Here is a 26,096-nt window from a genome sequence, read left to right as displayed (position 1 = left end):
TGGTTAATACTTTCCTACAACCTTGTCAAAAGCTTTTGTTGTCAAAAATTTTTTAAGAGTTGTCATAATCCAAGTGGCTTTTGTTATAAAGTATCTAGGTCTTGGTTTTCTTGCTATAAGAATTTTTTCAACAACTTTGGCTACTTCAATTGCTGGTAGGTTAAAAGGGATAGGTTTGTGATTACCAAGCATTATTCTATAATACTCTTTATGATGAGGAGAGTTTTCTACTTCAACATTATCGATAGTCTTTAGTGCATTCTCTCTAAATTTACTTGTTACAGGACCAGTATTTAATAGACTAATAAAAATATTGGTATCCCTAAGCTCAAGTCGCATAGTATCAGTCATACCTTCTAGAGCATACTTACTAGCCACGTATGATCCGCGATACCTCATGCCAATAAGCCCTAATATTGAACTATGCTGTATTATTTTCCCATAACCTTGTTTACTCATGATTTTTATAGCTTTGTTAGTTAGATTGTGTACAGCAAATATATTGGTTTCAAATTGCTTTTTGATAAATTGTGTATCGATATCTTCTAATGCGCCAACTTGTCCAAATCCAGCATTATTAAATACAGCATCTAATTTGCCAGCAGTTTTAGCTAAAATAGTCTCTAAAGCATTATCAACCTGCTGATAATTAGTGACATCTATCAAGTAAGTATCAAAGCCTTCAGCTTTAAGCTTATCTACATCTTCTTGCTTTCTAGCAGAAGCAAAAACTTGATATCCTTTGTCTCGAAGATAGATAGCTGTAGCATAACCAATTCCACCATGAGAGCAACCAGTTATTAGAATATTTTTTTTGTTATCCATTTTATAAAATCAAACTCACTTTATTGAGTTAGTTTATTTTAAGTCTACTAAATAGTCAAAATAAGAAAAATTTAAATATTTTTAATAGGAGCTTCTTTGTATGCCTTAGCGTATGCAAATGATATTGAGCTAATTGTTAAATATAAAGATAATCAAAATAAAACTGGAGCTGTATTTAGTGCTAATGCTGTAGGTACTAGTCAAGCTCAAAATTATCAAGTCCTTGAAGAAATAGATTCAAGAACAAAAATTGTAAAAGTAAGTGATGCTCAGCCTTTACAGCCAACTACTACTAGTTTAAAGACTCAATCAAGTAGAGCAGCGCAAAAGGCATCAAACAGTAATGCTTATGCAGCGGCTAAAAGTTTTATGGATAGTAATCCAAATGTTGAATATGCTATCCCAAAAAATTCAAAAATGTATGCTTATGATTTAAATAATACACAAGCGACTAATGCAGCTGATTTTCAAAATAACATCATAAGCTGGGGACAACAATGGGATATGAAGAGCCCTAAAGAAGTCACTGGTGGAATTGATGCATACGGAGCATGGGACTTGGTTTTAGATAACTCAAAGAGAGTTGATGTTGCAGTAATTGATTCAGGATTAGCTTATGCCGCTCCTGAAGATATATCAAAAAAGATAGATAGAGATTATAAGCATTATTATTTTTTTATGAAAAATAGAGAGCTTAGAGTATCTAGTAATATCTATGATAATGGTAGTTTTCATGGTACACATGTAGCAAGGACAGTAGCTGCAAATGGCCCTAAAGTTAAAGGTGTGGCAGGGCCAAATAGGTGGTATTAAAATTTTGCCTATTAGAGCTCTAGGAGATGATGGCAGTGGTGATACCTATGCTATATTAGAATCTGTCAAATGGGCAGCTGGAGCACGGGTATATGCAAAAAATAGTAGTGGCCAATATTTAGAGAACAACAAAGCACCCGTTAAAGTTATTAATCTAAGTCTGGGAATGTCTAGGATTGATCCATATACTGGACAGCTTATAGTTAGTCAAGATGAGTGGAGAGATAACTACATGGGTACATTATGCCCAGCATGGAAAGAGGCTATTCAGGCTGCACATTAAAGAGGTGTCACGGTAGTTATTGCTGCAGGTAATGATGGTAAAAATCTATTTAATGACATACCATCAGGTTGTAGAGATATAAATGCGATAGTTGTTGAATCTACAGGACCAAAAGGATTGTTAGCACCTTACTCTACATACTATGCTCCGGATGGAATTCTAAAATGGAGAGTAAACAGTCTAGTTGTTAGAGCTCCTGGTGGTGATAGTTATAATTATGGCAAAACAGCACAGATTTACTCTACATTAAATAATTATGAGTATGGCTATATGCAGGGTACATCTGTGGCTACTCCTCATGTTACTAGTATTATTGCGTTGTTATATGCTAATTTACAAGAGTCGCAGTTTCCAGAGCAAGATATAAGTACAGTAAGAAAGGCTCTAGAAGATTCTAAGGATATTTATAGTCCAAATATTGTTAATGCTAAAAACTCATTGAAGAATTTGGGAAATACTAGCCAAAAGCAAGTGGCTTAGATAATTATCTCAGAAGAAAAAGTTATTTAAGGTTCTTAAGAGCTTCCTTAAGTTCTAAATTTCTAATGTTAGCATCAAAAATTCATTCTGTTTTTTCTAGAATAAATTTCTGAATTTTCTCAGCATCATTAGTGAAATGAGTAATTAATTCTTTTACAGTTTCTTCTGATATGTAATTTTTATGTGCAAATTCCGCAATATTTTCTATAAGTTTTGACATGGTAGTTCCTTTACTAAATAATTTTTTTAATTTTTCCAAAGACCTTATTCAAAAAACCTTTTTTTGCTCTTAATTTATTAGCTTTTTTGAGTTCATTAAGTCTTTGCATTTGTTCTACGGAATCTTGAATTGATTCTATAGTTGCTAAACTATTATCTTGCAGATGGCTTTCATCAGAAAAAGTTTCATTATCTACAGTTTCGATAGGTTGATTTTGTTCAGAATAAGTATCAGGGTCACTTAACTCAGCATATTTTAGATCAAGACTAGCGGTCTTAGGAGTTTCTGGTTTCATAGAAAATTTATTCTCAGTAATGACATACATATCATTTTCATTTTTTCTGATGAAACCTTGATCTCTAAGTACTCTACGATATTTGTATATCAGGCTTCTAGAAACTCCAAAACCATCCGCTAACTGAGCAACGCTATAGCCTTGCTCAAGGGCTTTTAGAATAGCTTTTTTTATAGCGAATTCTTTCTCGTTAGGTATTTTCATATTAGAATATTTGACCCGAAAAATATTTAGTTAATTATAGCTCAGCGATTAGATTTATACAACTTGTCCTGAGGCCCATCCAGAAGCCCAAGCCCACTGAAAATTATATCCACCTAGCCATCCAGTTACATCAATAACCTCACCAATAAAGTATAAACCTTTGACTCTATTTGCTTCAAGAGTTTTTGATGATATTTCATCACAACTAATACCACCTAATGTAACTTCTGCGGTACGATAGCCCTCTGTAGTTTGTGGATATACTATCCATTGATGGAGCTGTTGGTGAGTTTTATTTATCTGTTCTGCAGATAAATCACATAATCTTTTTTCAAGTAGAGAGTCTTCAAAAAATGTACTAAGGAGATTTTTCGGTAGCAGTTCCGATAGAGTATTTTTTAGGATGACTTTTGAGCCTTGTTCTTTTTTTGAAGTTAAAAAATCACTAATATTTACATTTGGGGAAAGATTAATTTCGATACTCTCTCCCGAGTGCCAATAAGATGATATTTGTAAAATTGCTGGACCACTTAATCCCTTGTGTGTAAAAAGAATTTTTTCGTCGAAGCTTGCTCGATTATTTGAAGCTCTACAGTAAGTTGATACGCCACGTAATTGTCCAAATTTTTGTTGATCTTCCGAGTTGAAAATAAAAGGTACAAGACCTGCTCTTTGAGGGTTAACTTTTAAGCCAAATTTTTTGGCGATTTTATAACCAAATCTAGTTGCCCCCATAGTAGGTATAGATAACCCACCAGTAGCAATCACTAGTGATTGACATATGTATTCACCATTGCTGGTTGTTAGATAAAATATGTCTTCTTTTTTTGTAATGTTATCAATAGTTGTATGCAACTGTATCTTAGCTTGATATTTCTGGCATTCATCTAACAGCATATTAACGATATTTTTAGCTTTGTTATCACAAAAAAGTTGGCCTAGAGTCTTCTCATGATAAGGAATATTATATTCACTAACTAGACTGATAAAGTCCCATTGAGTATATCTTGATAGTGCAGATTTCATAAAATGCGGATTATCAGCTAAGTATCTATCAGCTGCGATATTATAGTTTGTGAAATTACATCTTCCTCCACCAGACATTAGAATCTTTTTGCCTACTTTATTAGCATGGTCTAATACTAGTACATTACGAGATCTTTTGGCTGCTTCTATAGCACACATAAGCCCAGCTGCACCGGCACCGATTATTATTACATCATAATTTTTGATAGACATAAGATTTAAAGATCCTTTAGTTTATACCAGTATAACCCAACAATTATAAACATTAAAACCAAGTAAATACTTATAATGTTTGTAATACTGTGAGCATGAACATAGCTTTGTAAAAATGATGTCAAACTAGTCATTGAGATATTCACAAAATACATAATTGCTGCTGCAGTTCCAGGGATATGTTGAAACATTGAGATACCTTTTCCCATCGATAGTGGAAAGATTGATCCACATGTGAAATAAACAGTCATAGTAGCAATAATAATCAAAGATATACTGTTATTTATTAGGCTAATTATAAAGAAAATAGCAGTTAAGATTATGAATAAATGGATAACTACAAAAAATATTTTACCAACGGAGTAATGATCTAATAATTTACGCCCAAGTATCGGTGCTGGTAGAAAGGCGCAGCCTAAAAATATAGCTAATTTACCAAAGTAAACAGCATAATATCCTATTACATCTTGAATTAAAAAAGGGCCTAAAGTATTAAAACTAATGATAAGTGAATAAGCTATTTCCATGGCTACACAGAGAGTCATAAATTCTCTATTAGTTATAACTTCTATTATATCTGGTTTGATTTTAGTTGTGCTTAGTTTTGATTTTTTGCTAAGCGTTTCAGGGATATGGATAAAAACTAATATTGTCAGCAAGGCTACTACGATACTAAAGAAGTAAAATCCAGATTTTCAACCAAAAGCATCTTGTAAGAAGCCACCGATTATAGGTCCTGCTATAGGCCCTAATCCCCATAAAAATCCCATTGTTGGTCCAAGTTTTAGAAGCTTCTCAGGTGGTAGAATATCTGAAAAAATATCTCGAGTAACAACTCCCATTGATCCCATCAGAAATCCTTGACAAAATCGTGAGCCTAGCAATACATATTCATTTGGTATTAGAGTAGGTAGTAAGCAAGTATTAGAGTAGGTAGTAAGCAAACTATGACAAATAGTACACATGATGTCCTAAGTAGAACTTTACGACCTATACCGTCAGTAATAATACCTATTAGGAGATTACCTATAGCATAACCTATCAGATATATAGATATCACCATTTTTGAGATAGAAGCGGTTGTATTAAGAGATGCACTAATACCAGGTAAAGATGGTGCAAATAAATCTATACTCATACCCATTAGTATTGGGAATGAAAGTAATACAAGCATTCTTATCTTTATGCTGATAATTATTAGTCGTAAAATTATTCTGTTTAATCAATTTGTTTTTTTAAGAAAGAACTTTGAGAGAATGATTTTAGCAGATTTTGCCAGTGATTGAATAGTCACTAGCAGTATATAAGTAATATATTCTTAGATATTAATATCTACCTTGTTGGATCATAGCATTAGCTACTTTTTCAAAACCTGCAAGGTTTGCACCAGCTACTAAGTTGTAGCCAAGACCATATTTCTCAGATGCGAATTTACAAGCATCAAAGATATTAGCCATAATTTGCTCTAACTTAGCTTCTACTTCTTCAGCAGTCCAAGCTATTCTAGCAGAGTTTTGACACATTTCTAAACCAGAAGTAGCAACACCACCAGCGTTAGCAGCTTTACCTGGAGCTAGAATTACACCTTTCTCCATTAGGAATTCGATAGCTTCGTTAGTTGTAGGCATGTTAGATGCTTCAACAACATATTTAACACCAGCATCGATAAGCTTCCGAGCATCTTCAACATCGATCTCGTTTTGAGTAGCAGAAGGGATAGCGATATCTCCTTTAACTCCCCAAGGCTTTTGACCAGCATGGAAAGTAGCACCAAATTTCTCTGCATAATCTTGCATAGAAACTTTGCCTTCACGGATTTGTAATAAGAAATTGATTTTTTCTTCTGTAGTGATACCTGCTGGATCATGTACGAAACCTTTTGAACCAGAGATAGTAACAACCTTACCACCTAACTGAGCAACTTTCTTACATACACCCCAAGATACGTTACCATAACCAGAAACTATAACAGTTTTACCTTGCATAGTCTCACCATCATGTTTAAGCATGTTTTGTAAGTAGAAAACAGCGCCATAACCTGTAGCTTCAGGACGAATTAAGCTACCGCCTGACTCTAAAGATTTACCAGTTAATACACCGTTTTCAAAAGCACCACGGATTCTTCTGTATTGACCATACATGTAGCCGATTTCTCTACCACCAACACCGATATCACCTGCAGGAACATCGATATCTGGACCGATATGGCGTTGTAATTCAGTCATGAAACTTTGGCAGAAGTTCATGATTTCTGCATCAGTTTTACCTTTAGGATCGAAGTCAGAACCACCTTTACCACCGCCCATAGGAAGTGTAGTTAAACTGTTTTTAAATATTTGCTCAAAACCTAAGAATTTAATGATTCCAGAATATACGCTAGGGTGGAATCTAATACCACCTTTGTAAGGACCTATTGAACCATTAAATTGATATCTGTAACCTCTATTAACCTGAACATTGCCATCTCTGTCAATCCATGGAACTCTAAATGTAATTCCTCTTTCTGGCTCAACGATTCTTTCTAGAATATTTTCTTCGATGAACTTTGGATTTTTTTCTAATGCTGGCCTAAGAGTAGAAAAAACTTCTTTTACAGCTTGAATGAGCTCTTTTTCATGTCCATCTCTTTTTTCTACTTTAGCGATTACGCTATCAATATATTTTTGGGCATCCATTTATGCATCTCCTTTGTGATTTAAAAATTTATTTAGAATATTTCTCATATACGAGATAGACTCAATCATGAATTTTCATGATGAATCATATAAGAGAATATCCTACATGTACAAGTTTGCATTTTACTAAATCAGTTTACAACGAACTTGGCTTAATTAACATGATATTTATAATAATATTTTATTAATAAAAGTCAAATAATCTAATTTCATATATAAAAATATTTTACAAAAAATTGATTATTGTTTAGTCTAATGAAATAAATGATATTTTTCGTTAAATTAAACCAAAAGGAATAGAGCATGAATATGTCATTTGGTTATAACTTTATGAGTCGTATTTGGAACCTCTAACAGTAGGAGAATAGTGTATGTATATTTCAAAATTTTATTTCAAAATAAATTATTCATTAATACCAAAAAACCATAAAACATACACTAAGCGAAAACCTCTTATTCTTTAAATTTATTGATTGAAATTATAGTTTAGGAGGACAAAAATGGTTAGTCAAAATCTAAGTATACAAAAAATACCAAAAGCTAAGCAATTAATTGTAGTAACTACATTAAATTGACAGAGTATATCAGGGAGGCTTTGGTTTTTTGAAAAAGACAATCAAAATAATTGGTTGGCTAAGAAATTAGCGACTACTGTAGTAGTCGGTAAGAATGGCTTAGCTTGGGCAAATAGTATATATCAAAGTCTAGCAGATGCAGACTCAAAAAAAAAAGAAGGTGATAGTAAATCACCAGCAGGTATTTTCGATATTGATAAAACTTTTGGATTTGCTAATATCTCAGCAGTTGAATATGTACGGCTAAAAACTGGAATCGAATGTGTAGATGATAGTAATTCAAAATACTATAACCAAATAGTTAATAGTAATCTTATTGATGATAAAGATTGACTATCAGCTGAAAATATGTCATAGATTGCTATCTATAAATATGGTGTAGAGATTTTGTACAATACTAATCCAGCGATAGCCAAAAAAGGCTCTTGTATTTTTATGTATATCTAGAAGTCTCCGACTACAGGTACAGAAGGAAGTACTGCTATGGCAGATGATGATATTAGAGATATTCAATCTTATTTGGATATGAATAAAAATCCTATATTGGTACAATTAACTCAAGATGTTTATAAACAAGTACAAGATGATTGGCAGTTGCCGATTCTTATATTTAAAAGGATAATTAAATGAGTAACTATATAGTTTTTGATAGAGCTAGACTAGCTAATTATATAAAAGGGCATAAACTCACGACACCATGTTATATATATGATAGTACACTTTTAGAATATACATTTGCCAGTGCAAAAAAAGCATTAGATAAAAATTTCAAAAACGCTGAGATTCATTATGCAATTAAGGCAAATCATCATCCAAAGATAGTAAATATTGCTAAGAAATATGGTATGGGAATTGATTGTGTAAGTGGCGGTGAGATTAGAAGAGCGCTTGAGCAGAATGCAGATCCTCAGCATATTGTTTTTGCAGGAGTTGGCAAAGCTGACTAGGAGATTGAATTGGCTATTGATAATGATATTTTTGCTTTTAACAGCGAGTCTTTAGAAGAGATAGAGGTTATTAGCCAAATAGCGTCTTCGAAGAATAAACAGGTAAATATTTGTCTGAGAGTTAATCCAAATATAGATGCACAGATTCATCATTATATAAGTACAGGGCAATTTGATGATAAGTTTGGCATTGCTTTTGCTAATATTCTTAATTGGTTAAAAAATGATTTTCAAAACTTTGGAAATATAAAGATTATAGGACTACATTATCACGTAGGTTCACAGATATTGAATTATCAGGTTTTTCAATCATTAGCTATTACTACAAATGAGCATATAAAATTATTGAAAGAAAATAATATTAGTATTGAGCATATTAATTTTGGTGGTGGTTTGGGGATTGATTATCAAAATTCACAACAGAATCCTATAGTAGACTTTGATAACTATTTTGCTAGATTTAGAGAGTTTTTTGAATATTGTGATGATGTTAAGCTACATTTTGAGCTTGGTAGATCATTAGTAGCACAGTCAGGGGTGCTTGTATCACAGGTATTGTTTAATGAAGTAACTCAGGATACTCATTTTGCGATTATAGATGCAGGTATGACAGAGCTTATTAGACTAGCATTGTATCAAGCGCAATATAATATTGAGGCTTTGGTCGATGAAAGTGTTGATGAAAAACAGCATTATCATATAGTTGGGTCTATTTGTGAATCCAGTGATGTATTTGCAAAATATTCTCAGCTTCCTAAAATAAAGCGTTGTGATTTATTAGCAATATATTCAGCAGGAGCTTATGGTAAGGTTTTAGCTAGTGAATACAATTTAAGACCAACTGTTCAAGAGTATTTTATATAAGGTTTATTTGAATTATGCATATATCTAACAAAAAAATTTCAACACTATCGCTAACAATGCTAAATATCTCAGCGATAATTAGTTTAAGTTCGATAGCTTATATGGCAACAATAGGTTTACAGAGTGTTTTCTTTTATCTAATTGCTGCAGTTACATTTTTATTACCAACATCGCTTATTTGTGCTGAGCTTAGTAGTATGATAACGCAAAATAATGGCGGTGTATTCAGCTGGGTTAAAGCAGGTCTTGGTGAAAAATCCGGCATACTTGCGATGTGGTTAGAGTGGTTTAATAATGTGGTAGGCTTCCCAAGTTCTGTGACAGCACTAATTGCAACATTCTCATATATTGGCTTTAGAGGTTTTGCTGAGAATACTCAAACAAGTGTTACTTTTTGGTTGGTGATGGTTGCTGTATTTATCGTTATAAGTTTGTTTAACTGCTTACCATTACGAAAAGTTGTTGTGCTAAATATTATTGGTGCAGTATTTGGTATGATAATTCCAGGAATACTATTAGTTTCTGGTGCAGTATATTTCTTAGTTACTGGTCAAAGTAATTTAGAGTATCATGGATTTAGTGATCTTTTACCAGTGTTTTCTGTAGGTACTTATGCTCTTTTGGTTAAGACATTGTCATCATATTCTGGTATTCAGTCAGTAGCTTTCCATATGACAAATATCGAAAATCCTCAGAAAAATATTCCAAAATCAATACTAATAGCTACTTTGATAATCGTATCATTAACTATTTTAACAACAGTTGGTTTAACTATTATTATTCCTGTACAAGATGTTAATGTTTTAAATGGTCTGATACAGGGTATCTCACAAGTATTAAACATAATAGGCTTGGGTAAAGTTAAGCTAGTAGTTGTGATAATGATAAGTTTGGGTATGTTAGCGGCTCTTAGTACATGGGTGTTAGGACCTGCTCGTGGTATGCAGACAGCAGCAGAACAGGAGCTTTTCCCAAAAATTATGGCTGGTAAAAATAGATTTGGTATGCCAGTAAATATGCTTGTAATACAAATTTTGATAGTTTTAGTGTTATCATCTGTATTTTTAGTAATGCCATCAGTATATGCAGCATTCGCATTATTAATTGCTATTACATCACAGTTTACTGTAGTTATGTGGATAATGGTTTTTGCCGCGGCGATTAGACTTAGATTTACACAACCACATACTCATCGAGTATTTCATGTGGGTAGAAGAAACTCTAATTGGCTACTCGTAACTATGTCATTAGTTGCAATATTTATGTATATGTTAGGCTTTATACTTGGGTTATTCCCACCTGCATTTTCACATGTTAAAAATGTCCTCCAATACACAATGATTTTGGTTGTGGCGGATATTATAATTATAGCAGTTCCACTGATATGGATTTGGTTACATAGAAAGAGAATTTTGTAATAAAAATCTTATATGCAATAGTTACTTCTAATCGCTAATTAGATTCTAGATTTAACAAAAACTCTTTTTTATCTAATCCACCAGTATAGCCACCAAGTTTACCACTAGAGTTGATTACTCGATGACAGGGGATAATTATGGCCAATAGATTCTTACCATTAGCATTAGCTACAGCTCTAAAAGCAGTTGGTTTGCCGATATTTGTAGCTTCTTCACGATAGCTGATAGTTTCTCCATAAGGGATCTTTATCAGCTCGTGCCAAACTTGTTTTGAAAGTCAGTGCCTGTTAGTTGTAGGGGGATAGAGAATGTTTTTAATTCTTTGTTAAAGTATTTATTAAGTTGATTTCTAGTTTGGTTGATTATGTCATTTGTTTTGAATGATATCTTTGCATTATAAATTTTCAATAATTTTTCTATAGAATAGATATTTAAATCACTAATAAAAAAGCAAGCATATAGGTAATTATCATCAGCAATAGCAATGAGATTACCAATAGGAGTTTTCATCTCTTCAGAATAGAATACTGTTTTATAATTTTCTTTGTTAATTGCTGCTAAATAACTTTGATGAGTTTCTTTGAGCATAAGTATATTATGTAATTTAGATACATTAGATAATAGCGAAGTAATGGCAAATAGTAAATTTTATAAATTTTTTCCAATAGCAGTACTAATCATTGGTATAATCTCTTTCTTTAGTTTTTGGGGGCAGCAATATTTATCTCTTGAAGCACTCAAAAATAACTATCAAACAATATTAGACTTTGCTAATCAGCATTTTTTAGCTTGTATATTGGTATTTTCGGTTGCATACATAGTTGTTGTGGCGTTATCTATACCAGGGGCTACTATTATGACTTTGTTAGGTGGTTTACTATTTGGTTTGGTATTAGGTTCAATTATTGTTGTATTAGCTGCAACATTAGGAGCAAGTGTAGTTTTCATTGCTGTTAGAACAGCATTGGGAGATTCACTAAAGAGCAAGGCTAAAGGCAGTATCGAAAAAATGCGACAAGGCTTTGAAAAGGATGTCTTTAACTATTTATTAATACTTAGATTGATACCTATATTTCCATTTTTTATTATAAATATCGCAGTGGGTATGTTTGGTGTTAAATTCAGAGACTTTTTTTGGGCAACATTACTTGGGATAATTCCTGGTAGTGTTGTTTATGTATGGGTTGGTACAAGCTTTGCTTATGTGATTCAGCAAGGAGCAGATATTAACCTAGGTATCATATTAGAGCCTCAATTTATTTTGCCATTAATAGCCTTAGCAGTACTGTCAATTGTTCCAGTAATTATTAAAAAGAGAAAGTAGCTATGATTAAAACAGATATTTGTATTATAGGTGGTGGTTCCGGCGGACTTTCTATAGCTGCTGGTGCAGTACAAATGGGTGCAAGTGTAGTTCTCTGTGAAGGTGGTAAGATGGGAGGTGATTGTCTTAATTATGGTTGTGTGCCATCTAAGGCAATTATAGAAGCTTCAAGAGTTATTACAAAATTAAATAAGGCTCAAGACTTTGGTATAAATGTAGATAGCATAGATATTGATTACGCCAAGGTACAAGCACATATCAAAGCTACTATAGCAAAAATAGAGCCACATGACTCAGTCGATCGTTTTGAGAAATTAGGCGTCAAAGTTATCCAAGAATATGCCGAGATAGTTGGTCGCTATACGGTCAAAGCGGGTGGTAATATTATCAAGGCTAAATATATTGTTATATCTACTGGTTCAAGAGCAAGTATTCCTAATATTAAAGGTTTGGATACGGCTGATTATCTAACCAATGAAACAATTTTCGAGCTTAAAGAAAAACTAGAACATTTGATGATTATCGGTGGTGGACCCATAGGTGTGGAGTTAGCGCAAGCTTATGCTTTGCTTGGTAGCCAAGTTACAATTTTTGAAGCTTCAGATACTATCTTAGGTATGCTTGATAGTGAATGTCGCAAAGTTGTGATAAAAGAGTTTGATTGTCTAGGTATCAACATAATTACAAATGTAAATATCACAGAGGTTGAACAGCAAAACCAACAGGTAAATGTTTGTTGTGGCGATAAGTATTACGAGGGGTCGCATCTATTGGTTGCAGCGGGTAGACAGCCAAATTTAGCTAAGTTAAATTTAGATAATGTGGGTGTTAGGTATACCTCTAGAGGTATAGATGTTGATAAGCGCTTGAGAACAAACTATAAAAATATCTATGCAATAGGCGATGTCACCAGAGGGTATCAGTTTACTCATGTAGCCGGCTATCATGCTGGTATAGTGATCCAAAATATCTTATTTAAGCTACCTGCAAAAGTTGATTATAGTAGCTTGCCATGGTCTATATATACTAGCCCAGAAATAGCGCATGTTGGTCAAGATATCTCACAAGCTCAAGATCAAGGCGCAAAAGTTCTGAATTTGTCATATCAAAATAATGATAGAGCAGTAGCAAGTCTAGCAACTAATGGATTAGTCAAGGTAGCGGTCAATAAAAAAGGTTATATATTAGGGGTTACTATTGTTGGTGAAAGCGCTAGTGAGCTAATTGTACAATGGACTTTAGCAATTAAAAACAAACTAAAGATAAAAGATATGGCTTCTCATATTGTGGCATATCCAACTTTAAGTGAGCTAAACAAAAGAATTGCTGGAAGTTATTTCACACCTAAACTATATAGTAACAAAGTTAGACGCTTAGTTAGACTGTTAATGAAAGTATTTGGTAAAAGGTTATGATAGAACAAAAAATCAGACCAGCTTTTCAGAGAATCTTTGTTGATAATGTTGCTAAGCTTGTAGCACCTATAATAGCGCCTAATGCAGTTACAATACTATCTTTAATCTGTGGTTTAGTTGCTGCTGTATCATTTTTTATAAATCAATACTTGTGTGTCTTTTTGTTATTGTTATCAGGATATCTAGATATTTTAGATGGCTCAGTCGCAAGGCTGCAAAATAGCTCATCATCATTTGGAACTATGCTAGATATATTAAGTGATCGTTTTGTAGAGAGTTTTATAATTATCGTTATCTTTATTAATCAACTTGATATTGTATGGGTTGGTTTATTAATGATGATGTCTATTATTGTCTGTATTAGTAGTTTTTTGTTAGTAGGAATCTTCGGTCAAAAAGAATCTTCTAAAAGCTTTTACTATAGTCCGGGTTTGATTGAAAGAGCGGAAACATTTATCTTTTTTATAGTTATGATTCTATTACCGAGTACAGTATTTGTGCTAGGATTGATTTATACATTGTTAGTTTTATGGACTACGTTGTACCGTTGTTATGAGTTTTATAAATTTGAAAGAGTGAAGGATATAATTAAATGAAAAAACTATTAGGTAATGTATTTATAGGTTTTGTGAGTGGATTAATTAGTGCTTATATTTTGTATTTTATTTTTACCTATATAAGGCAGCATGGGATATACCTAAATGATGATTTTAAATATACACTTTACCGCTTAATGGTATGGGGAGGTGTATGGGCAATACTTTTTGCCTCTCCTATCCCTAAAAATATTTTAATTAAAACAGTAGTAATTGCACTAGCTGTTATATTTTTTAACTTTTTAGTTAATATGCCTCTTTCTGGCCAAGGTTATTTTGGTTTGAATGCAGGGAGTGAAGTGATTGTTCTAAATATAGTTTTCAATTCTATATGGGCATTACTCGCTGGAATTATATATAGAGTCATAGCGATTGTTGAGTAATTTATATAAATAGAGAGTTTGTTTATGAGTGTTTTTAAAGGATCTCTAAATAAGATATTTACTGCCTATATGGCAGGATTAGTTTTATGCTAATCTTATATTTAATTGTCCATGGGCTTTATTGGCTGGGTTTATATATTCATTTGCTAGTAATAAGTAATGTATTAAACTTATTAATAATTTTTAGATAATTTAACCATATCACTTGTTTTTCGCTAATTAATCCCTATATCTAATAGCAGGAAATTTTATAACATTAACTATATATCCATATTATCTATTTATTGGATATGTTTGAAAGTATTTGGGAGTTTAAAATATGGTAGATTATTATTCTTTACTAGGAGTTAGTAGAGATGCCTCAGAAGCTGAGTTAAAAAAAGCATACAGAAGATTAGCAAAAAAATATCACCCGGATGTCAACAAAGAAAAACGGGCTGAGGATAAATTTAAAGAAATTCAAACAGCTTATTATGTCTTAGGTGATAAAGAAAAGAGAAAACTATATGATGCGTATGGAGAAAACTGGGACAAAGTTCAGCAAGGAGGTTTGGGCGGAGCTGGAGGCGGCTTTGGAGGTTTTTCTCAAGGCGGAGGTTCTCAAAGCTTCAACTTCGAGGATTTAGGAGATATTTTTGGTGATCTTTTTGGTAGTGGAGCTGGTGCAAGAGGCTTTGGTGGAGGTCAACCAAGAGCTAGAAAAGGTGAGGATATAAACATCTCTTTACGATTGAATGTTGAGGATGCTATAAAAGGTGACTCTAGAACTGTTTCATATAGCTATCAAGAAGCAGGTGCTAATGGTATGCCAACAATGCAGCACAAAAGTGTAGATGTCAAAATACCACCAGCTATGGGTAATGGTAAAAAACTGCGTGTCAAAGGTAAAGGTAGTGCAGGTATTGGAGCAAATGCGCCGGCTGGGGATTTGTATATCAAAGTTGAAGTAGTGGATCATAAAAACTATAAGGTTGATGGCAATGATATATATGAGCATATTAATATAGCTCCTTGGGAGGCGGCTCTGGGTACATCACTAGAAATAGATACCCCATATGGCAAGAAAAAAATGAAAGTGCCAGAGGGTAGTCAATCAGGTCGAAAAATGCGTATCAAAGGTAAAGGTCTTGGGGATAGAGATTTTTATATTGTTTATGATGTCAAATTACCACCTGCTGATACTGATGAGAAAAAAGAGTTCTATAAGCAGATGCAAGAAAAAATGAATTTTGATCCAAGAGCTTAGACTTGCCTTTTCCTATTTCCTATCTCAATTATAAAGTAACTTACTAGTATTAATGAGCCTCCAATAATAGTTGATAAATATATTTTTTCATTATTGATAAGTTTCCCAAAAATTGTTGCAAAAATAGGCTCAAAAGAGAAGATAACAGAACTTGAGACATGCTTAGGTGTTTTTGATAAGTGTTTTGTAAGTAATAGCAAGTGATTGTTGAAATTGAGCAAAAAACTATAGCGATTATTAAGATATAGTTAAAATGAAGATACATAAACGATGATACATCTGTTATCAAAGGCATAGGTATACCAAAAGCTACTTGTAGTATTATGAGTAAACGTAGATCTTCAAAAGCTTCGCTGCGATGATCTTTTCTAGTTTCATAGCTAAGATATACCACTGATACAGCATACATCAATGCACACAATACTGACCAGAGATAACCTATAGTAAAGTTATCAAAACTTGCTCCTGATAATGCGTATATTTCCACCAATGAAACACCAGAAGCAACTATTCCGTAAATTGTTAATCGATCAACTTTAAAAAGACTTCCTATAAAAGGAATCATAATTACACTCAAAGCTGTCAAAAATGCAGAAACACTTGATGAAACTGTGTATAGTCCTTGAGTCTAAAAATAAAAACTCATGCCCTCAAGTGAGCCAAATATAGCTCCAACTTTTAGTAAGTAGAGCTTATTATTAAACTCAGCTCTTAAAACTAAGGGTAGGAATAGTAGGCATGATAATCCAAGTCTAAAAGCTACAAAAAGCCCTGGTGATACATACTCAAGAGAGATCTTAATTAAAGGGAATGTTGTTCCCCAAAGTATAGTCACTATAAAAAGTACAAATACTGCCTTTCTTTGTATACTCATGATATATTTACAGTACGATGCTAAAATTTATTAGCAAGTTTGTCTTTATCTGCTATTAAAATCAAGAAGATAATTTTACAAAAATAATCTTATAGTAAGTTATTAATTACTGGTTATTTACATTAAATTATCAATATTGGTATAATTTGATGTTTTTGAAAATAATTTTATAAAAAAGGGTGCCTATGAAACAGGTTTCAAAAGTTAAACAATTTGGTGCTATAGCTATTATAGCTGGTACAGCGATAGGCGCTGGTATGCTAGGTATTCCATTTGCAGTAGCAGCAGTAGGATTTAACTATGCATTAATGGCATTGTTTCTGGTTTGGATCATCATGTATGCGACAGCTTTGTTAATTGTTGAGGCAAATGTTTCACAACCATTAGGTACAGATATGGACTCGATTGCTCATAATATACTAGGTAAGTCTAGTAGAGTGATGAATTTATTATTTTATTTACTATTGTTATACTCACTCCTTACAGCTTATATCTTTATGGGCGGTCAGCTCTTTGAAACTTATGTTACTAGCTGGTTTAACTTTGGTAATGATAGCTTTGCAAAGTTTTTATTTACATTTGTTTTTGGCTTTTTTATTTATAAAGGAATTAAGGTTGTATTTAGAGTTAATGAGTTATTTTTAAGTCTAAAAGTTTTGGCTTTTGTATTATTTATATCTTTTGTAGCTCCACAAATACGACCTGCTGTACTAGAGAGTAGAGCGCTAGGTGTTGAGTATGTTTGGTTCTCTATCCCAATACTTGTAACATCTTTTGGGTTTCACATTGTGATTCCTGCGATTAGAAACTATTTTGAAAATGATGTTGTATTTAAAAAAACAGTAGCAGCTGGAGCATTAGCACCACTAATTGTTTATTTAGTTTGGGTTATGGCAACTCTGGGGACTATAAATCTACATGGCGGTAATGGTTTTATTGATCTTAGCCATTCAGGTAAAACATTAGCAGAAGCGTATGTAAGCTTAGGGCAAAGAGCTCCATTAGTATTTATTAGGCTTTTTGAGAATTTTGCAATTATTACATCTTTTCTTGGTGTTGCATTGGCATTATTTTCATTTAATCAGGATTTATATGCGCTAAATTCTAGAAAAAAATTAATCACTTTAATGATAACATTAGTGCCTCCGTTGTTTTTTGCAATATATTTTGTTAATAGTTTTATAGCTGCTTTGGGATATGCAAGTATTTTTGTATCTGTACTTTTAATTGTACAACCAGCACTGATGGCTTGGATTGTGAGAACTAAACAAGGTCAAAATAACATTCTCAGTAAGCTATATTTATCTTTGATATTATTCTGTGGTGTAGGTATTATTGCGTTGCAATTGTTGGTAGCCTTTGGTAGATTACCTCATATATAATTTTATTAACTTTCAAATCTTTTATATTTCTATGAAAAAACCTAGTTTTGATTTAAAAAAAAGACCACATGATAGTGGTAGTTATCAATTTGAAAATAGCTATAAGAGCCTTAATACTGAGGAATTTAGCCTTGATAAACCTAAGCAGTTTCCAGCCGAGTTAGTCGAGATATTTAATCTAATACAAGCTGTTCGTTATGATAGAATAGCTCTACAAGAAGAATATAATAAGTGTAGACTAAAGTTAAATAACGATAGAATGGATCTTGAGTTTGAAATTATAAAAATAAAAAAGCATTATAATGCTAGAATATCTGCTTTGCAGGAGGAATATAATTCGGTAAAATCTAATTACAGTATTGAACTAACAAAGATAAGAGAAAGCTAATAATACAAAGTTAGTCGGACAGTCGTACTTTTCATGAGTGAGGAAAGTCCGGGCTTTATAGAGCAAGATGCCAGATAACGTCTGGGAGGCGTGAGCCTACGGAAAGTGCAACAGAAAATAAACCGCCTTTTTTTAAAAAAAGGTAAGGGTGAAAAGGTATGGTAAGAGCACACCGCATTGGTGGTAACACTCAATGGCATTGTAAACCCCATCTAAAGCAAGACCAAATAGCGCTACGAAAATGTTGCTCGCATTGTAGCAGGGTAGGTCGCTTGAGCTTGTTGGTGACAACAGGCCTAGATAAATGACTGTCTATTACAGAACCCGGCTTATAGACTAACTTTGTATTTTTTTATAAAAAAGTGGGAAATTATGCAAGTTATTGACTCTAAACTTTTGGATAGCGATGGTCAGATAAAAGACGACCTTTTGATATTCGAGCTTAAAAGTTTTTATACTAGCGATAAGTTTGAGATTATAGCAGCAGCTTTAGAACTTCTAAAAGGTAAGAGTGCTGAATCAGTACGTCATCCAACCGGAATAAGCTCGTTTTTATATGCTATCGAGATGGCATATGTTCTTTTTAAAATCAAAGCAGACGAAGAATCTGTTTCAGCAGGAATACTTTACGAGCTATATAATTTTGGTGATATATCAGATGAAGATGTAGAGAAAGCAACCAATCAGACGGTAGTTAAGATTTTGCAAGGTACACGCAAAATGTCAGCTATTAGAATGTATCGTTCTGATAATATTTCACTTGAGCAGATTGATACTTTTAGGAAAATGCTTTTGACGATTATAGAAGATGTCAGAATCGTTTTAATTAAAATAGTTGATAAGCTATGTACGATCCGTCATTTAAAATCTCTAAATACTAACACCCTAAGAGTTATAGCTAGAGAAACGCTAGATATCTATGCACCATTGGCAAATAGACTTGGCTTAGGAGCCGTTAAGTGGGAGCTCGAAGATAGAGTCTTTTTCTTCTTAGAGCAGGAAGAATACAAAAAAATAGCCAAAAGTTTAGGTTTTACACGTAAAGAAAGAGAAGAGTTTCTTAATCAAGTTATTGAAGAGTTAAAACAAATACTCAGAAAGTATAATTTAGATGCAGGTGTTCAAGGTAGAGTTAAACACATCTATAGTATATACAAAAAGTTTAAAAACAAAGGCTATCAAGACATCAATGATCTTTATGATATTACAGCTGTTAGAGTCATAACAAATAATATAGATGAATGTTATAAAGTACTAGCTGAAGTTAATAATCTATATTCACCTATTCCAGAGGAGTTTAGTGATTATATAGCTAATCCAAAGCCTAACGGTTATAAGTCTATACATACTGTAGTCAGGGTTGGTGAACAAAATATCGAGGTTCAGATTAGAACACATAAAATGCATGAAGAATCAGAGCTTGGTTTTGCTGCGCATTGGCGTTATAAAGAAGGTGTGAAGTTTGATGCATCATACGAAGCAAGAGTGGCATGGTTGAGATCTCTTCTTGAATGGGAGAAAGAAATCAATGAAGATGATAGCCAAATTACTAAAGAGTTAAATAAGAGACTTTATGTATTTACGCCCGCTAATGAATTAATAGATTTAGCTGAAGACTCAACGGTTTTAGATTTCGCATACTCTGTACATACAATGGTTGGTCATCGTACAAAAGGTGTAAAATTAAATGGTAAGATTGTTCCATTAACAACTAAACTAAAAACAGGAGATAAGGTCGAGGTTCTAACTGGGAAAGAGCCTAATCCTAGCAAAGACTGGGCTTCTGAGAGTTTAGGGTATTTAACCTCTGCTAGAAATAGATCTAGGGTAACAAAGTGGTTTAATGAGCAAAATAAAGAAGATAATATTGTTTTAGGAAAAGATAGGCTTCTTAAAGAATTAAGAGGTTATGATCTTAAAGAAGTCGATTTTGTAGAAGTCGTTAATAAGTTTAATATGAAAAGTAGTGATAGCTTATTTGTTGCTGTTGAGAACGGTACAGTTAGGATTAATAGTATTGTTAATCATATACTTGATACATATTCGGCTGAAGAGAAGCTTGTCAAAAAGCAAAATCGAGTAACTACGGCTAAAGCCAAAACCCCTAAAGTTTTAGTGTCCGGATTTAATGGTATGAAGTATGAAATGGCTAAATGTTGTCAGCCTGTTTATCCTGATGAAATTCAAGGATATATGAGTGTTTCAAAGGGTGTTGTTATACATACATCAAACTGTCCTAATTTGAGTCACTTAAAAGAAAAAAGTCCTGAGAAATTTATAGAAGTCAATTGGGATGAGTAGAGTATACGTAAAATTAATTATCTTCCAGCATAGTTTCCTGTGTTTTTAGATTGTTGTAACCAACCATTTTTGATATAAAAAGCTACTTCATTTGTCGATTTAATTTCATTCCCAGCAGATGTCTGTCCCGCTATAGTCAGTTTATTCTCTCCAGGAGTTGGTCTAGCAATTTTCCACTGACCATCTTCAAATGTCGCTGGCATAACTGTGCCATTAACTATAAAAGTTGGTTTGTCATCAGCAGATATGGCAGGATTCGTTGATACGGCTAGCTTATCTTCTTTAGTGAAAATATTAGCATCGTTAGCTGGAGATGTTATTTGTACATTTAGATCTCTAGTTCTTTGATTTTTATCCAATACTTCTTTATTTTTTTTCAGCCAGACTAGAGTTATTTAGTTTAGAGATATCGCTTTGCTTAATTTCAACGGGTTAATTTGAAATCATATCTTGGCTAGCTTTGGTATCAACAACTGTAGGTTGACCGACCTCGATGATTTTATAATCAGTACCATCCGAAGGCTTTTCTTCTGAAAATACAACATTACCATTTTCTGAGCGCTATGAGTAAATAGTTGGGTTAGCTGCTTGGACAAAAGATATAAACGTGAAAGATGTTATAAGGAAAAGTAAGATAATTTTATGAAAATTGGACATTATTAAATTCTCAAATTTTTAACTATCTTCAAGTATATATAAAATTAATAATAATCAAAAGCCTAGATATGTTAATTTATCTACCTAAAACCTGACGTCTATAGAATTCTGAGTCACTTGATGTAATGATTTTATGATCCTTGGTACTACCTCTAACAGAAATTGTTACAGGTCCAGGATTTGGTCTATTGATTTTTCAAACGCCATTTTGAAAGTGAGCGGGATAAGGTATACCATTTATTATGAATATGGGATGATCTTCAGCTGTTAAAGCTGGCTCCAGAATTATTGGTAATTTCTCATTATGTACAAAACGATTTTCTCCATTAGCTGGTGAGATTATTTTTACTTTAATTACTCCTGAATTTCTACCGTTTTGCTGTTGAGTATCTTGTTGTGTATTATGAGCACTTAAATATAAGTTATTCTGTTTTAGTGAAGCAAGTTGTTGTTCTACAGGAGATTTTTGTTGTATTTTATTTTTATGAACTACACCGACTTTTTCGTATTCTTGATCAAATATAGGAGCTGTTTGTGAGAATACTACATTACCCTTAGAGTCTCTCCATGTATATACATTGTCATCTTGGTTTGCGTATAAAACATTAGTTATAATGCTCAGTAATAATATTTTGTACATATACTTTAAATAAATCATAAAACAGATATCTTAAAACTTTATATTTACAATTATATATGTTTATATTACATCAATTAAGGATAAATTTAGGTTTCTATTATGATTACATTGGATTATGTGATTTATGATTGTATAGCTAATGCGTGTTTACTTGGGTTTGCAATTTTACTTTATAAGAAAAACAAGTATGCTTGGATGTTCGTGTTAGCTAGTCTGATTATAAAAGTTTTTATTTATGGTAAATATGGGATTACAACATCATTTATCTATTTGTCGGCACAGATATTAACAACTGTAGTTACTGGATATATTTGGCTCAAACAATCTAACTATACCAAACCAACTCAAAAAGTAAGATTGCTAGCAATAGTTGCTAGTTTGATTGTCTTGTTATTATGGGTTGGTGTGATGTATAAATATGTCAATCCATATATACTTGATTACGAGTTATTATTTGGCTTTGATTATCTATGCTATATGCTGATTGTAATAGGAGCTATATTTGTTGCCTTTAGGTTGGCCATAGGGTTATTATTTTTTTCTGTAGTGTTTATTTAGCTATGCTGTTAATTATGCAAACTCTGCGATGGTTATTAGCAATTCACCTCAGAATATAAGAGATTTTATTCCATATTATTGGATATCAGCTGTACTTTTATTCATAGCTGGGATTATTATAGTAGCAGCATACACAAATGCTAAGAGAAATATTTGATACAGTTATAGACTATATACATCAAACCTATTTGTTTTACCTTTAAGTTGAGATGTTGGTTTTTTATCATAAAGAAAATCAGCATTAATAGGTCTTTTTACAACAGCTTTTTTTGTTTTTTTCGATAAGATAATATTCTTGAGTAAATTTGAGTTAGATTCATCGTTATTAAAAGCAATATCGTGTAAGACTTGCATTCCTTGTTTGACTTTAGCGCTTTTGTTACGTGGTGGAAACATTGGGTCTATATATATACAGTCAAAAGAAATATTAGTAGTATTTATATGCTCATTAGCATCTATATTAATCAAGTCTATTTGATTGGCAATGTCTTTTAAGTTATGAGTTTGTCTTGCTCTATGAAGTGCATCTACGAGTAATACGTAAATATAACAATCTTTCTCTAGCGAAGTCAATCTATGTCCTCTAGCTGCTAGTGTAAATGTATCTCTGCCGAGACCAGCTGTTGTATCTAGAATATTTAGTTTGTCTTTTGAGCGACCCTCAACTGCTTGGACAATACTGCATTTTTTAGTTTTAGGATCTATCCTATTTAGAATTTCGCTACTATTAAAATCTATAAATAGCTCTTTATCTTTGTAGTGTAGTTTTAGGATATTATCCTCGACATATAAGTACTTACCATTTTGGTTTGATAAAATATATTCAAACTCAATATCTGTAATATTCTCAATATGAGATTTTACTGCTAAATCGTAAATATTCATGATTTTTTTTTCGCTCGAGGGTGTGCTTTATCAAAAACACTAGCAAGTTGTTGGAAATTTAGATGAGTATAAATTTGCGTGCTAGAAATATCTGCATGGCCAAGTAAATCTTTTACAGCAAGTAAGTCTTTAGATGAATCTAAAACATGAGTTGCAAAAGAGTGGCGTAACATATGAGGATGTATATGCTTTGTTGCATATTTTTGTGCAAAGATTTCAATCCGTTTTTGGATAGACCTATTTGTTAAATGCCCACCATTTTGTGAGATGAAGAGATAGTTACATTTTAGGCTATAAGTATCTCGAATATTTAGCCATCTATTTAAATTTGTTAGTGTTTTACTACCAAAGTATGCAATTCGTTCTTTGTTGCCTTTACCTATGACACGTATACTCTTTTGATTTATATTTATGTCTTTTAGTTCTATTGAAGATAATTCGCTAAGTCTTATTCCACAGCTATACAAAAGATCAAAGCATGCTATATCACGAGTTTCGATATTATTGCTTGGTTTGATATCTAATAAGTAGGCTAGCTCATCTGTATTTACAGTTTTAGGTAGTTTTTTACTACTCTTAGGTGCCTTGATACCAGTTGTGGGATTATTTTTTATTAACTCACTATTTATCAAAAAATTAAAAAAACTTCTTAAAGAACTAAGTTTGCGTTGTAATGTTTTTGATGAGTTTCCTTGGGCATGAAGCTTTTTAACCCACATTAAAATATTATTATTTTCAAGTTTTGTTATATCTTTATCAACTATTGAACTATTTAACTGGAGTAAATCTCTGCGATAATTATTTATAGTTTCTTGAGAGTAATTTTTTAGGTAAAGTAAATTATCAAGGAAATTATCAATATGTTCTATATTTGTCATTATCTAAATTACAGAACTACGCACAATATTACTATTACACCAGAAACTAGAGAAATTAGCCATAAGCTTTTGTAGGTTGATATCTTGTAGTTAAAGCTCTCGCCAAGACTATTTATCTTAAATGCCATAAGAGCCGGCATAATCATCAATAAGACAGCAATCGATAGGCCAACGCATGTCATAGCATAAATAAATATGTCAGGATCCATTTGGTTTATTATTAGTGGAATGGCAAAAGTCAGAACTGTTGCTATTGAGTATCCAATAACTTTTTTTGTTTTATATAACTTATATGTGTCTAAGTTAAAATGAAATAAAGATAAGTTAACACTTAAAAATGATGTCATAATAGCCACATAAGTGAAGATATGCAGTACCGCATCTGTTGTCGGAGTTCTTACCTTGCTTCCTAAGGTTTTTAGAATATCTCCGATATTAGCTTTATCAACTGGGATGTGATTAAATATCGAATCCATGAAGCTTACATGACCGTGTAGTGGTAGTACACCTAAGATAGTAAATACCCATATGATATATAGTATAAGCGGTATGATACTGCCGATAATAACGATGAGTTTCATATCTTTAGCATTTTTGCCAAGATAGTCAGACAAGGCAGGGACTATAATATGAGATGTAAAAGATGTTGTAAAAACAGGAATTGCAATAATTAATGAAACTCCCAAATCAACTGGAGTTACAAAAAGATTTGGAACTTCAATATAACTATTAAATACAACACATAAAATTACTAATACGAGTATTTTTAGGATTATAAAAAATCTATTAGCATAATCGACAAATCTTGTTCCTAAAACTACGATACTTCCAAAAATGACTACAAAGATCAACGACGATGCTTTTTCATCGAGATTAGGGAAGGATGAGGATAATGATGATGCAGCGGCTGAGATATAAGCGGTACTAATAAAATACATAAGTATTAAAAAAGCTATACTTGCTACTATACCTTCACCTTTTCCAAGATATCTCTGTGCTATAGTTTTAAAGCTACTGCCATAAGGCATTGAGCAAGAAATATCTGAGATAACGACAGCGGTGTAAGTCATTATACTCCAGACTAAGAATATGAGAATAGAGCCTATCACAAAACCAAGTTTAGCGGTTATGATAGGGAGTGCTAGTATACCGCCACCTATCATAGTACCTACTATGATCATTATTGATCCTAAAATTTTGATGAAGCTATTCTGTCGATTATTCATATTTATTCTTAACTTAGTGTGCTGGCTGTTGAGATTGTTGTAATTTTTTTTGCATATATATAGCATCAAAGTTAATTGGTGCTAGATTAAGAGGTAAAAACCCTCCTTTAATTATCGAAGAATCAATAACTCTTTTTGCGTAAGGGAAAAGAGTATTAGCACAGTAGGTGTTAAGCACTGATTCTACTTGTTCTTCATTCATGCCAGTAATCGTAAATATACCCGATTGAGTAACCTCTGCTATGTACGCATTTGCTTGCTTGTTTTTTGTGGTTATCGTGATTGTCAAATCAAGCTCAAAATTTTCATCATTAATTTTTTTTGTATTAATATCAATATTGAAATCTGAGCTGGGATCCCACTGATCTTTAAAACAAGCTGGAGAGTTTACAGTTTCGAATGAAACATCCTTTGTATATACTTTTTGAATTAAAAAAGAAGGTTGATTTTCATTGTTTTGCATTGTTTTTCCTAAGACTTTACAAATTCATATCTAAAAAATTAT

Annotated in this window: 24 protein-coding genes, 1 other RNA gene and 7 pseudogenes; 16 read left to right on the top strand and 16 right to left on the bottom strand. The window is 32.6% G+C overall.

The genetic code is table 11. The features are described 5' to 3' along the window. Positions 1–3: 3 nt before the first annotated feature. A complete protein-coding gene (locus tag FNO12_RS08080) occupies positions 4–825 on the bottom strand; it encodes an SDR family NAD(P)-dependent oxidoreductase (protein WP_014714727.1) in 822 nt (273 codons plus the stop codon). A 96-nt stretch (positions 826–921) separates the two neighbouring features. On the opposite strand from FNO12_RS08080, the gene FNO12_RS11125 reads away from it, so the two are divergent. The 3 genes from FNO12_RS11125 to FNO12_RS11115 are packed head-to-tail and all read left to right on the top strand — an operon-like array spanning position 922 to position 2,401. After that, positions 922–1,638, top strand: a complete 717-nt coding sequence (locus tag FNO12_RS11125; RefSeq protein WP_231138720.1) for a S8 family serine peptidase — start codon at positions 922–924, stop codon at positions 1,636–1,638. Beyond that, on the top strand, positions 1,610–1,921 hold the full coding sequence (locus FNO12_RS11120; RefSeq protein ID WP_231138719.1) for a hypothetical protein: 312 nt from the start codon (positions 1,610–1,612) through the stop codon (positions 1,919–1,921). The genes FNO12_RS11125 and FNO12_RS11120 overlap by 29 nt, the downstream gene beginning before the upstream one ends. A gap of 18 nt (positions 1,922–1,939) precedes the next feature. Next, complete coding sequence (locus FNO12_RS11115; protein WP_306807231.1) at positions 1,940–2,401, top strand: S8 family serine peptidase; 462 nt, start codon at positions 1,940–1,942, stop codon at positions 2,399–2,401. A gap of 82 nt (positions 2,402–2,483) precedes the next feature. On the opposite strand, the gene FNO12_RS09705 is transcribed toward FNO12_RS11115, so the two are convergent. The 7 genes from FNO12_RS09705 to gdhA all read right to left on the bottom strand — a co-directional run bounded on the left by FNO12_RS09705 (position 2,484) and on the right by gdhA (position 7,034). Beyond that, complete coding sequence (locus tag FNO12_RS09705) at positions 2,484–2,621, bottom strand: hypothetical protein (protein ID WP_166687631.1); 138 nt, start codon at positions 2,619–2,621, stop codon at positions 2,484–2,486. Between the two features lie 13 nt (positions 2,622–2,634). Next, complete coding sequence (locus FNO12_RS08070) at positions 2,635–3,120, bottom strand: FTL_1293 family small RNA FtrC-regulated protein (RefSeq protein WP_030005757.1); 486 nt, start codon at positions 3,118–3,120, stop codon at positions 2,635–2,637. A gap of 54 nt (positions 3,121–3,174) precedes the next feature. After that, complete coding sequence (locus FNO12_RS08065; RefSeq protein ID WP_014714730.1) at positions 3,175–4,359, bottom strand: BaiN/RdsA family NAD(P)/FAD-dependent oxidoreductase; 1,185 nt, start codon at positions 4,357–4,359, stop codon at positions 3,175–3,177. Positions 4,360–4,364: 5 nt separating this feature from the next. Next, positions 4,365–4,904, bottom strand: a complete 540-nt coding sequence (locus FNO12_RS11110) for an MFS transporter (protein WP_234385425.1) — start codon at positions 4,902–4,904, stop codon at positions 4,365–4,367. Between the two features lie 150 nt (positions 4,905–5,054). Continuing rightward, positions 5,055–5,324 carry an MFS transporter gene (locus tag FNO12_RS11105; protein ID WP_234385426.1) on the bottom strand — a complete coding sequence of 90 codons (270 nt, stop codon included), beginning with the start codon at positions 5,322–5,324 and terminating at the stop codon, positions 5,055–5,057. Continuing rightward, on the bottom strand, positions 5,261–5,533 hold the full coding sequence (locus FNO12_RS11100) for an MFS transporter (RefSeq protein WP_234385427.1): 273 nt from the start codon (positions 5,531–5,533) through the stop codon (positions 5,261–5,263). Before FNO12_RS11100 ends, FNO12_RS11105 begins: the two co-directional genes overlap by 64 nt. A 151-nt stretch (positions 5,534–5,684) precedes the next feature. Next, on the bottom strand, positions 5,685–7,034 hold the full coding sequence (gene gdhA, locus FNO12_RS08055) for an NADP-specific glutamate dehydrogenase (protein WP_014714731.1): 1,350 nt from the start codon (positions 7,032–7,034) through the stop codon (positions 5,685–5,687). Between the two features lie 581 nt (positions 7,035–7,615). Between gdhA and FNO12_RS11625 the strand changes: the two are divergent. From FNO12_RS11625 to FNO12_RS08040, 3 genes and pseudogenes are all read left to right on the top strand, one after another. After that, positions 7,616–8,239: pseudogene (locus tag FNO12_RS11625) on the top strand (L,D-transpeptidase family protein). Further along, a pseudogene (gene lysA, locus FNO12_RS08045) lies at positions 8,236–9,420 on the top strand (diaminopimelate decarboxylase). The pseudogenes FNO12_RS11625 and lysA overlap by 4 nt, the downstream one beginning before the upstream one ends. Positions 9,421–9,434: 14 nt before the next feature. Further along, positions 9,435–10,838, top strand: coding sequence for an APC family permease (locus FNO12_RS08040; RefSeq protein ID WP_014714732.1), 1,404 nt, complete (start codon positions 9,435–9,437; stop codon positions 10,836–10,838). A gap of 34 nt (positions 10,839–10,872) precedes the next feature. Here the strand turns inward: FNO12_RS08040 and FNO12_RS08035 are convergent. After that, positions 10,873–11,426, bottom strand: a pseudogene (locus tag FNO12_RS08035) (methylated-DNA--[protein]-cysteine S-methyltransferase). 43 nt (positions 11,427–11,469) lie between these two features. Here FNO12_RS08035 and FNO12_RS08030 point away from each other — a divergent pair. The 5 genes from FNO12_RS08030 to FNO12_RS08005 all read left to right on the top strand — a co-directional run bounded on the left by FNO12_RS08030 (position 11,470) and on the right by FNO12_RS08005 (position 15,802). Continuing rightward, positions 11,470–12,162, top strand: a complete 693-nt coding sequence (locus tag FNO12_RS08030; protein ID WP_030005754.1) for a TVP38/TMEM64 family protein — start codon at positions 11,470–11,472, stop codon at positions 12,160–12,162. Between the two features lie 2 nt (positions 12,163–12,164). Then, entirely contained in the window at positions 12,165–13,577 is a 1,413-nt protein-coding gene (locus tag FNO12_RS08025; RefSeq protein ID WP_014714734.1) for a dihydrolipoyl dehydrogenase family protein, read from the top strand. After that, positions 13,574–14,173, top strand: coding sequence for a CDP-alcohol phosphatidyltransferase family protein (locus FNO12_RS08020; protein WP_014714735.1), 600 nt, complete (start codon positions 13,574–13,576; stop codon positions 14,171–14,173). The genes FNO12_RS08025 and FNO12_RS08020 overlap by 4 nt, the downstream gene beginning before the upstream one ends. Continuing rightward, positions 14,170–14,556, top strand: coding sequence for a hypothetical protein (locus FNO12_RS08015; protein WP_014714736.1), 387 nt, complete (start codon positions 14,170–14,172; stop codon positions 14,554–14,556). The genes FNO12_RS08020 and FNO12_RS08015 overlap by 4 nt, the downstream gene beginning before the upstream one ends. A gap of 319 nt (positions 14,557–14,875) precedes the next feature. Then, a complete protein-coding gene (locus FNO12_RS08005) occupies positions 14,876–15,802 on the top strand; it encodes a DnaJ C-terminal domain-containing protein (RefSeq protein WP_014714737.1) in 927 nt (308 codons plus the stop codon). On the opposite strand, the pseudogene FNO12_RS08000 reads toward FNO12_RS08005, so the two are convergent. Further along, a pseudogene (locus FNO12_RS08000) lies at positions 15,799–16,676 on the bottom strand (DMT family transporter). The gene FNO12_RS08005 and the pseudogene FNO12_RS08000 overlap by 4 nt on opposite strands. 185 nt (positions 16,677–16,861) lie before the next feature. Between FNO12_RS08000 and FNO12_RS07995 the strand changes: the two are divergent. The 4 genes from FNO12_RS07995 to FNO12_RS07980 all read left to right on the top strand — a co-directional run bounded on the left by FNO12_RS07995 (position 16,862) and on the right by FNO12_RS07980 (position 20,747). Next, on the top strand, positions 16,862–18,058 hold the full coding sequence (locus FNO12_RS07995; protein ID WP_014714738.1) for an amino acid permease: 1,197 nt from the start codon (positions 16,862–16,864) through the stop codon (positions 18,056–18,058). Between the two features lie 31 nt (positions 18,059–18,089). Then, positions 18,090–18,446, top strand: a complete 357-nt coding sequence (locus FNO12_RS07990; protein WP_014714739.1) for a hypothetical protein — start codon at positions 18,090–18,092, stop codon at positions 18,444–18,446. Between the two features lie 6 nt (positions 18,447–18,452). Further along, positions 18,453–18,794, top strand: an RNA gene (rnpB, locus tag FNO12_RS07985) — RNase P RNA component class A. 24 nt (positions 18,795–18,818) lie between these two features. Further along, positions 18,819–20,747: a RelA/SpoT family protein gene (locus tag FNO12_RS07980; protein WP_014714740.1), complete on the top strand. Its 1,929-nt coding sequence runs from the start codon at positions 18,819–18,821 to the stop codon at positions 20,745–20,747. Between the two features lie 17 nt (positions 20,748–20,764). Here the strand turns inward: FNO12_RS07980 and FNO12_RS11620 are convergent. Next, a pseudogene (locus tag FNO12_RS11620) lies at positions 20,765–21,404 on the bottom strand (DUF4124 domain-containing protein). Positions 21,405–21,480: 76 nt separating this feature from the next. Beyond that, a pseudogene (locus FNO12_RS07970) lies at positions 21,481–22,062 on the bottom strand (DUF4124 domain-containing protein). 81 nt (positions 22,063–22,143) lie between these two features. On the opposite strand from FNO12_RS07970, the pseudogene FNO12_RS07965 reads away from it, so the two are divergent. After that, positions 22,144–22,759: pseudogene (locus FNO12_RS07965) on the top strand (hypothetical protein). A gap of 5 nt (positions 22,760–22,764) precedes the next feature. On the opposite strand, the gene FNO12_RS07960 reads toward FNO12_RS07965, so the two are convergent. From FNO12_RS07960 to secB, 4 genes are read right to left on the bottom strand one after another with little or no spacing between them, the layout of a single operon-like run. After that, on the bottom strand, positions 22,765–23,487 hold the full coding sequence (locus tag FNO12_RS07960) for a class I SAM-dependent methyltransferase (RefSeq protein ID WP_014714743.1): 723 nt from the start codon (positions 23,485–23,487) through the stop codon (positions 22,765–22,767). Then, positions 23,484–24,365, bottom strand: a complete 882-nt coding sequence (gene xerA, locus FNO12_RS07955) for a site-specific tyrosine recombinase/integron integrase (RefSeq protein WP_014714744.1) — start codon at positions 24,363–24,365, stop codon at positions 23,484–23,486. The genes FNO12_RS07960 and xerA overlap by 4 nt, the downstream gene beginning before the upstream one ends. 8 nt (positions 24,366–24,373) lie before the next feature. Further along, positions 24,374–25,591, bottom strand: coding sequence for an amino acid permease (locus tag FNO12_RS07950; RefSeq protein ID WP_014714745.1), 1,218 nt, complete (start codon positions 25,589–25,591; stop codon positions 24,374–24,376). Between the two features lie 13 nt (positions 25,592–25,604). Beyond that, positions 25,605–26,054 (bottom strand): protein-export chaperone SecB, encoded by a 450-nt coding sequence (secB, locus tag FNO12_RS07945; protein WP_014714746.1) that lies wholly within the window; start codon positions 26,052–26,054, stop codon positions 25,605–25,607. Between the last annotated feature and the right edge of the window lie 42 nt (positions 26,055–26,096).

Source organism: Francisella orientalis FNO12 (assembly GCF_001042525.2).
In the GTDB taxonomy this organism is placed as follows: Bacteria; Pseudomonadota; Gammaproteobacteria; order Francisellales; family Francisellaceae; genus Francisella; species Francisella orientalis.
The sequence above is the reverse complement of the archived record's forward strand: the minus strand, read 5'-3'. Positions and strand labels throughout refer to the sequence as shown.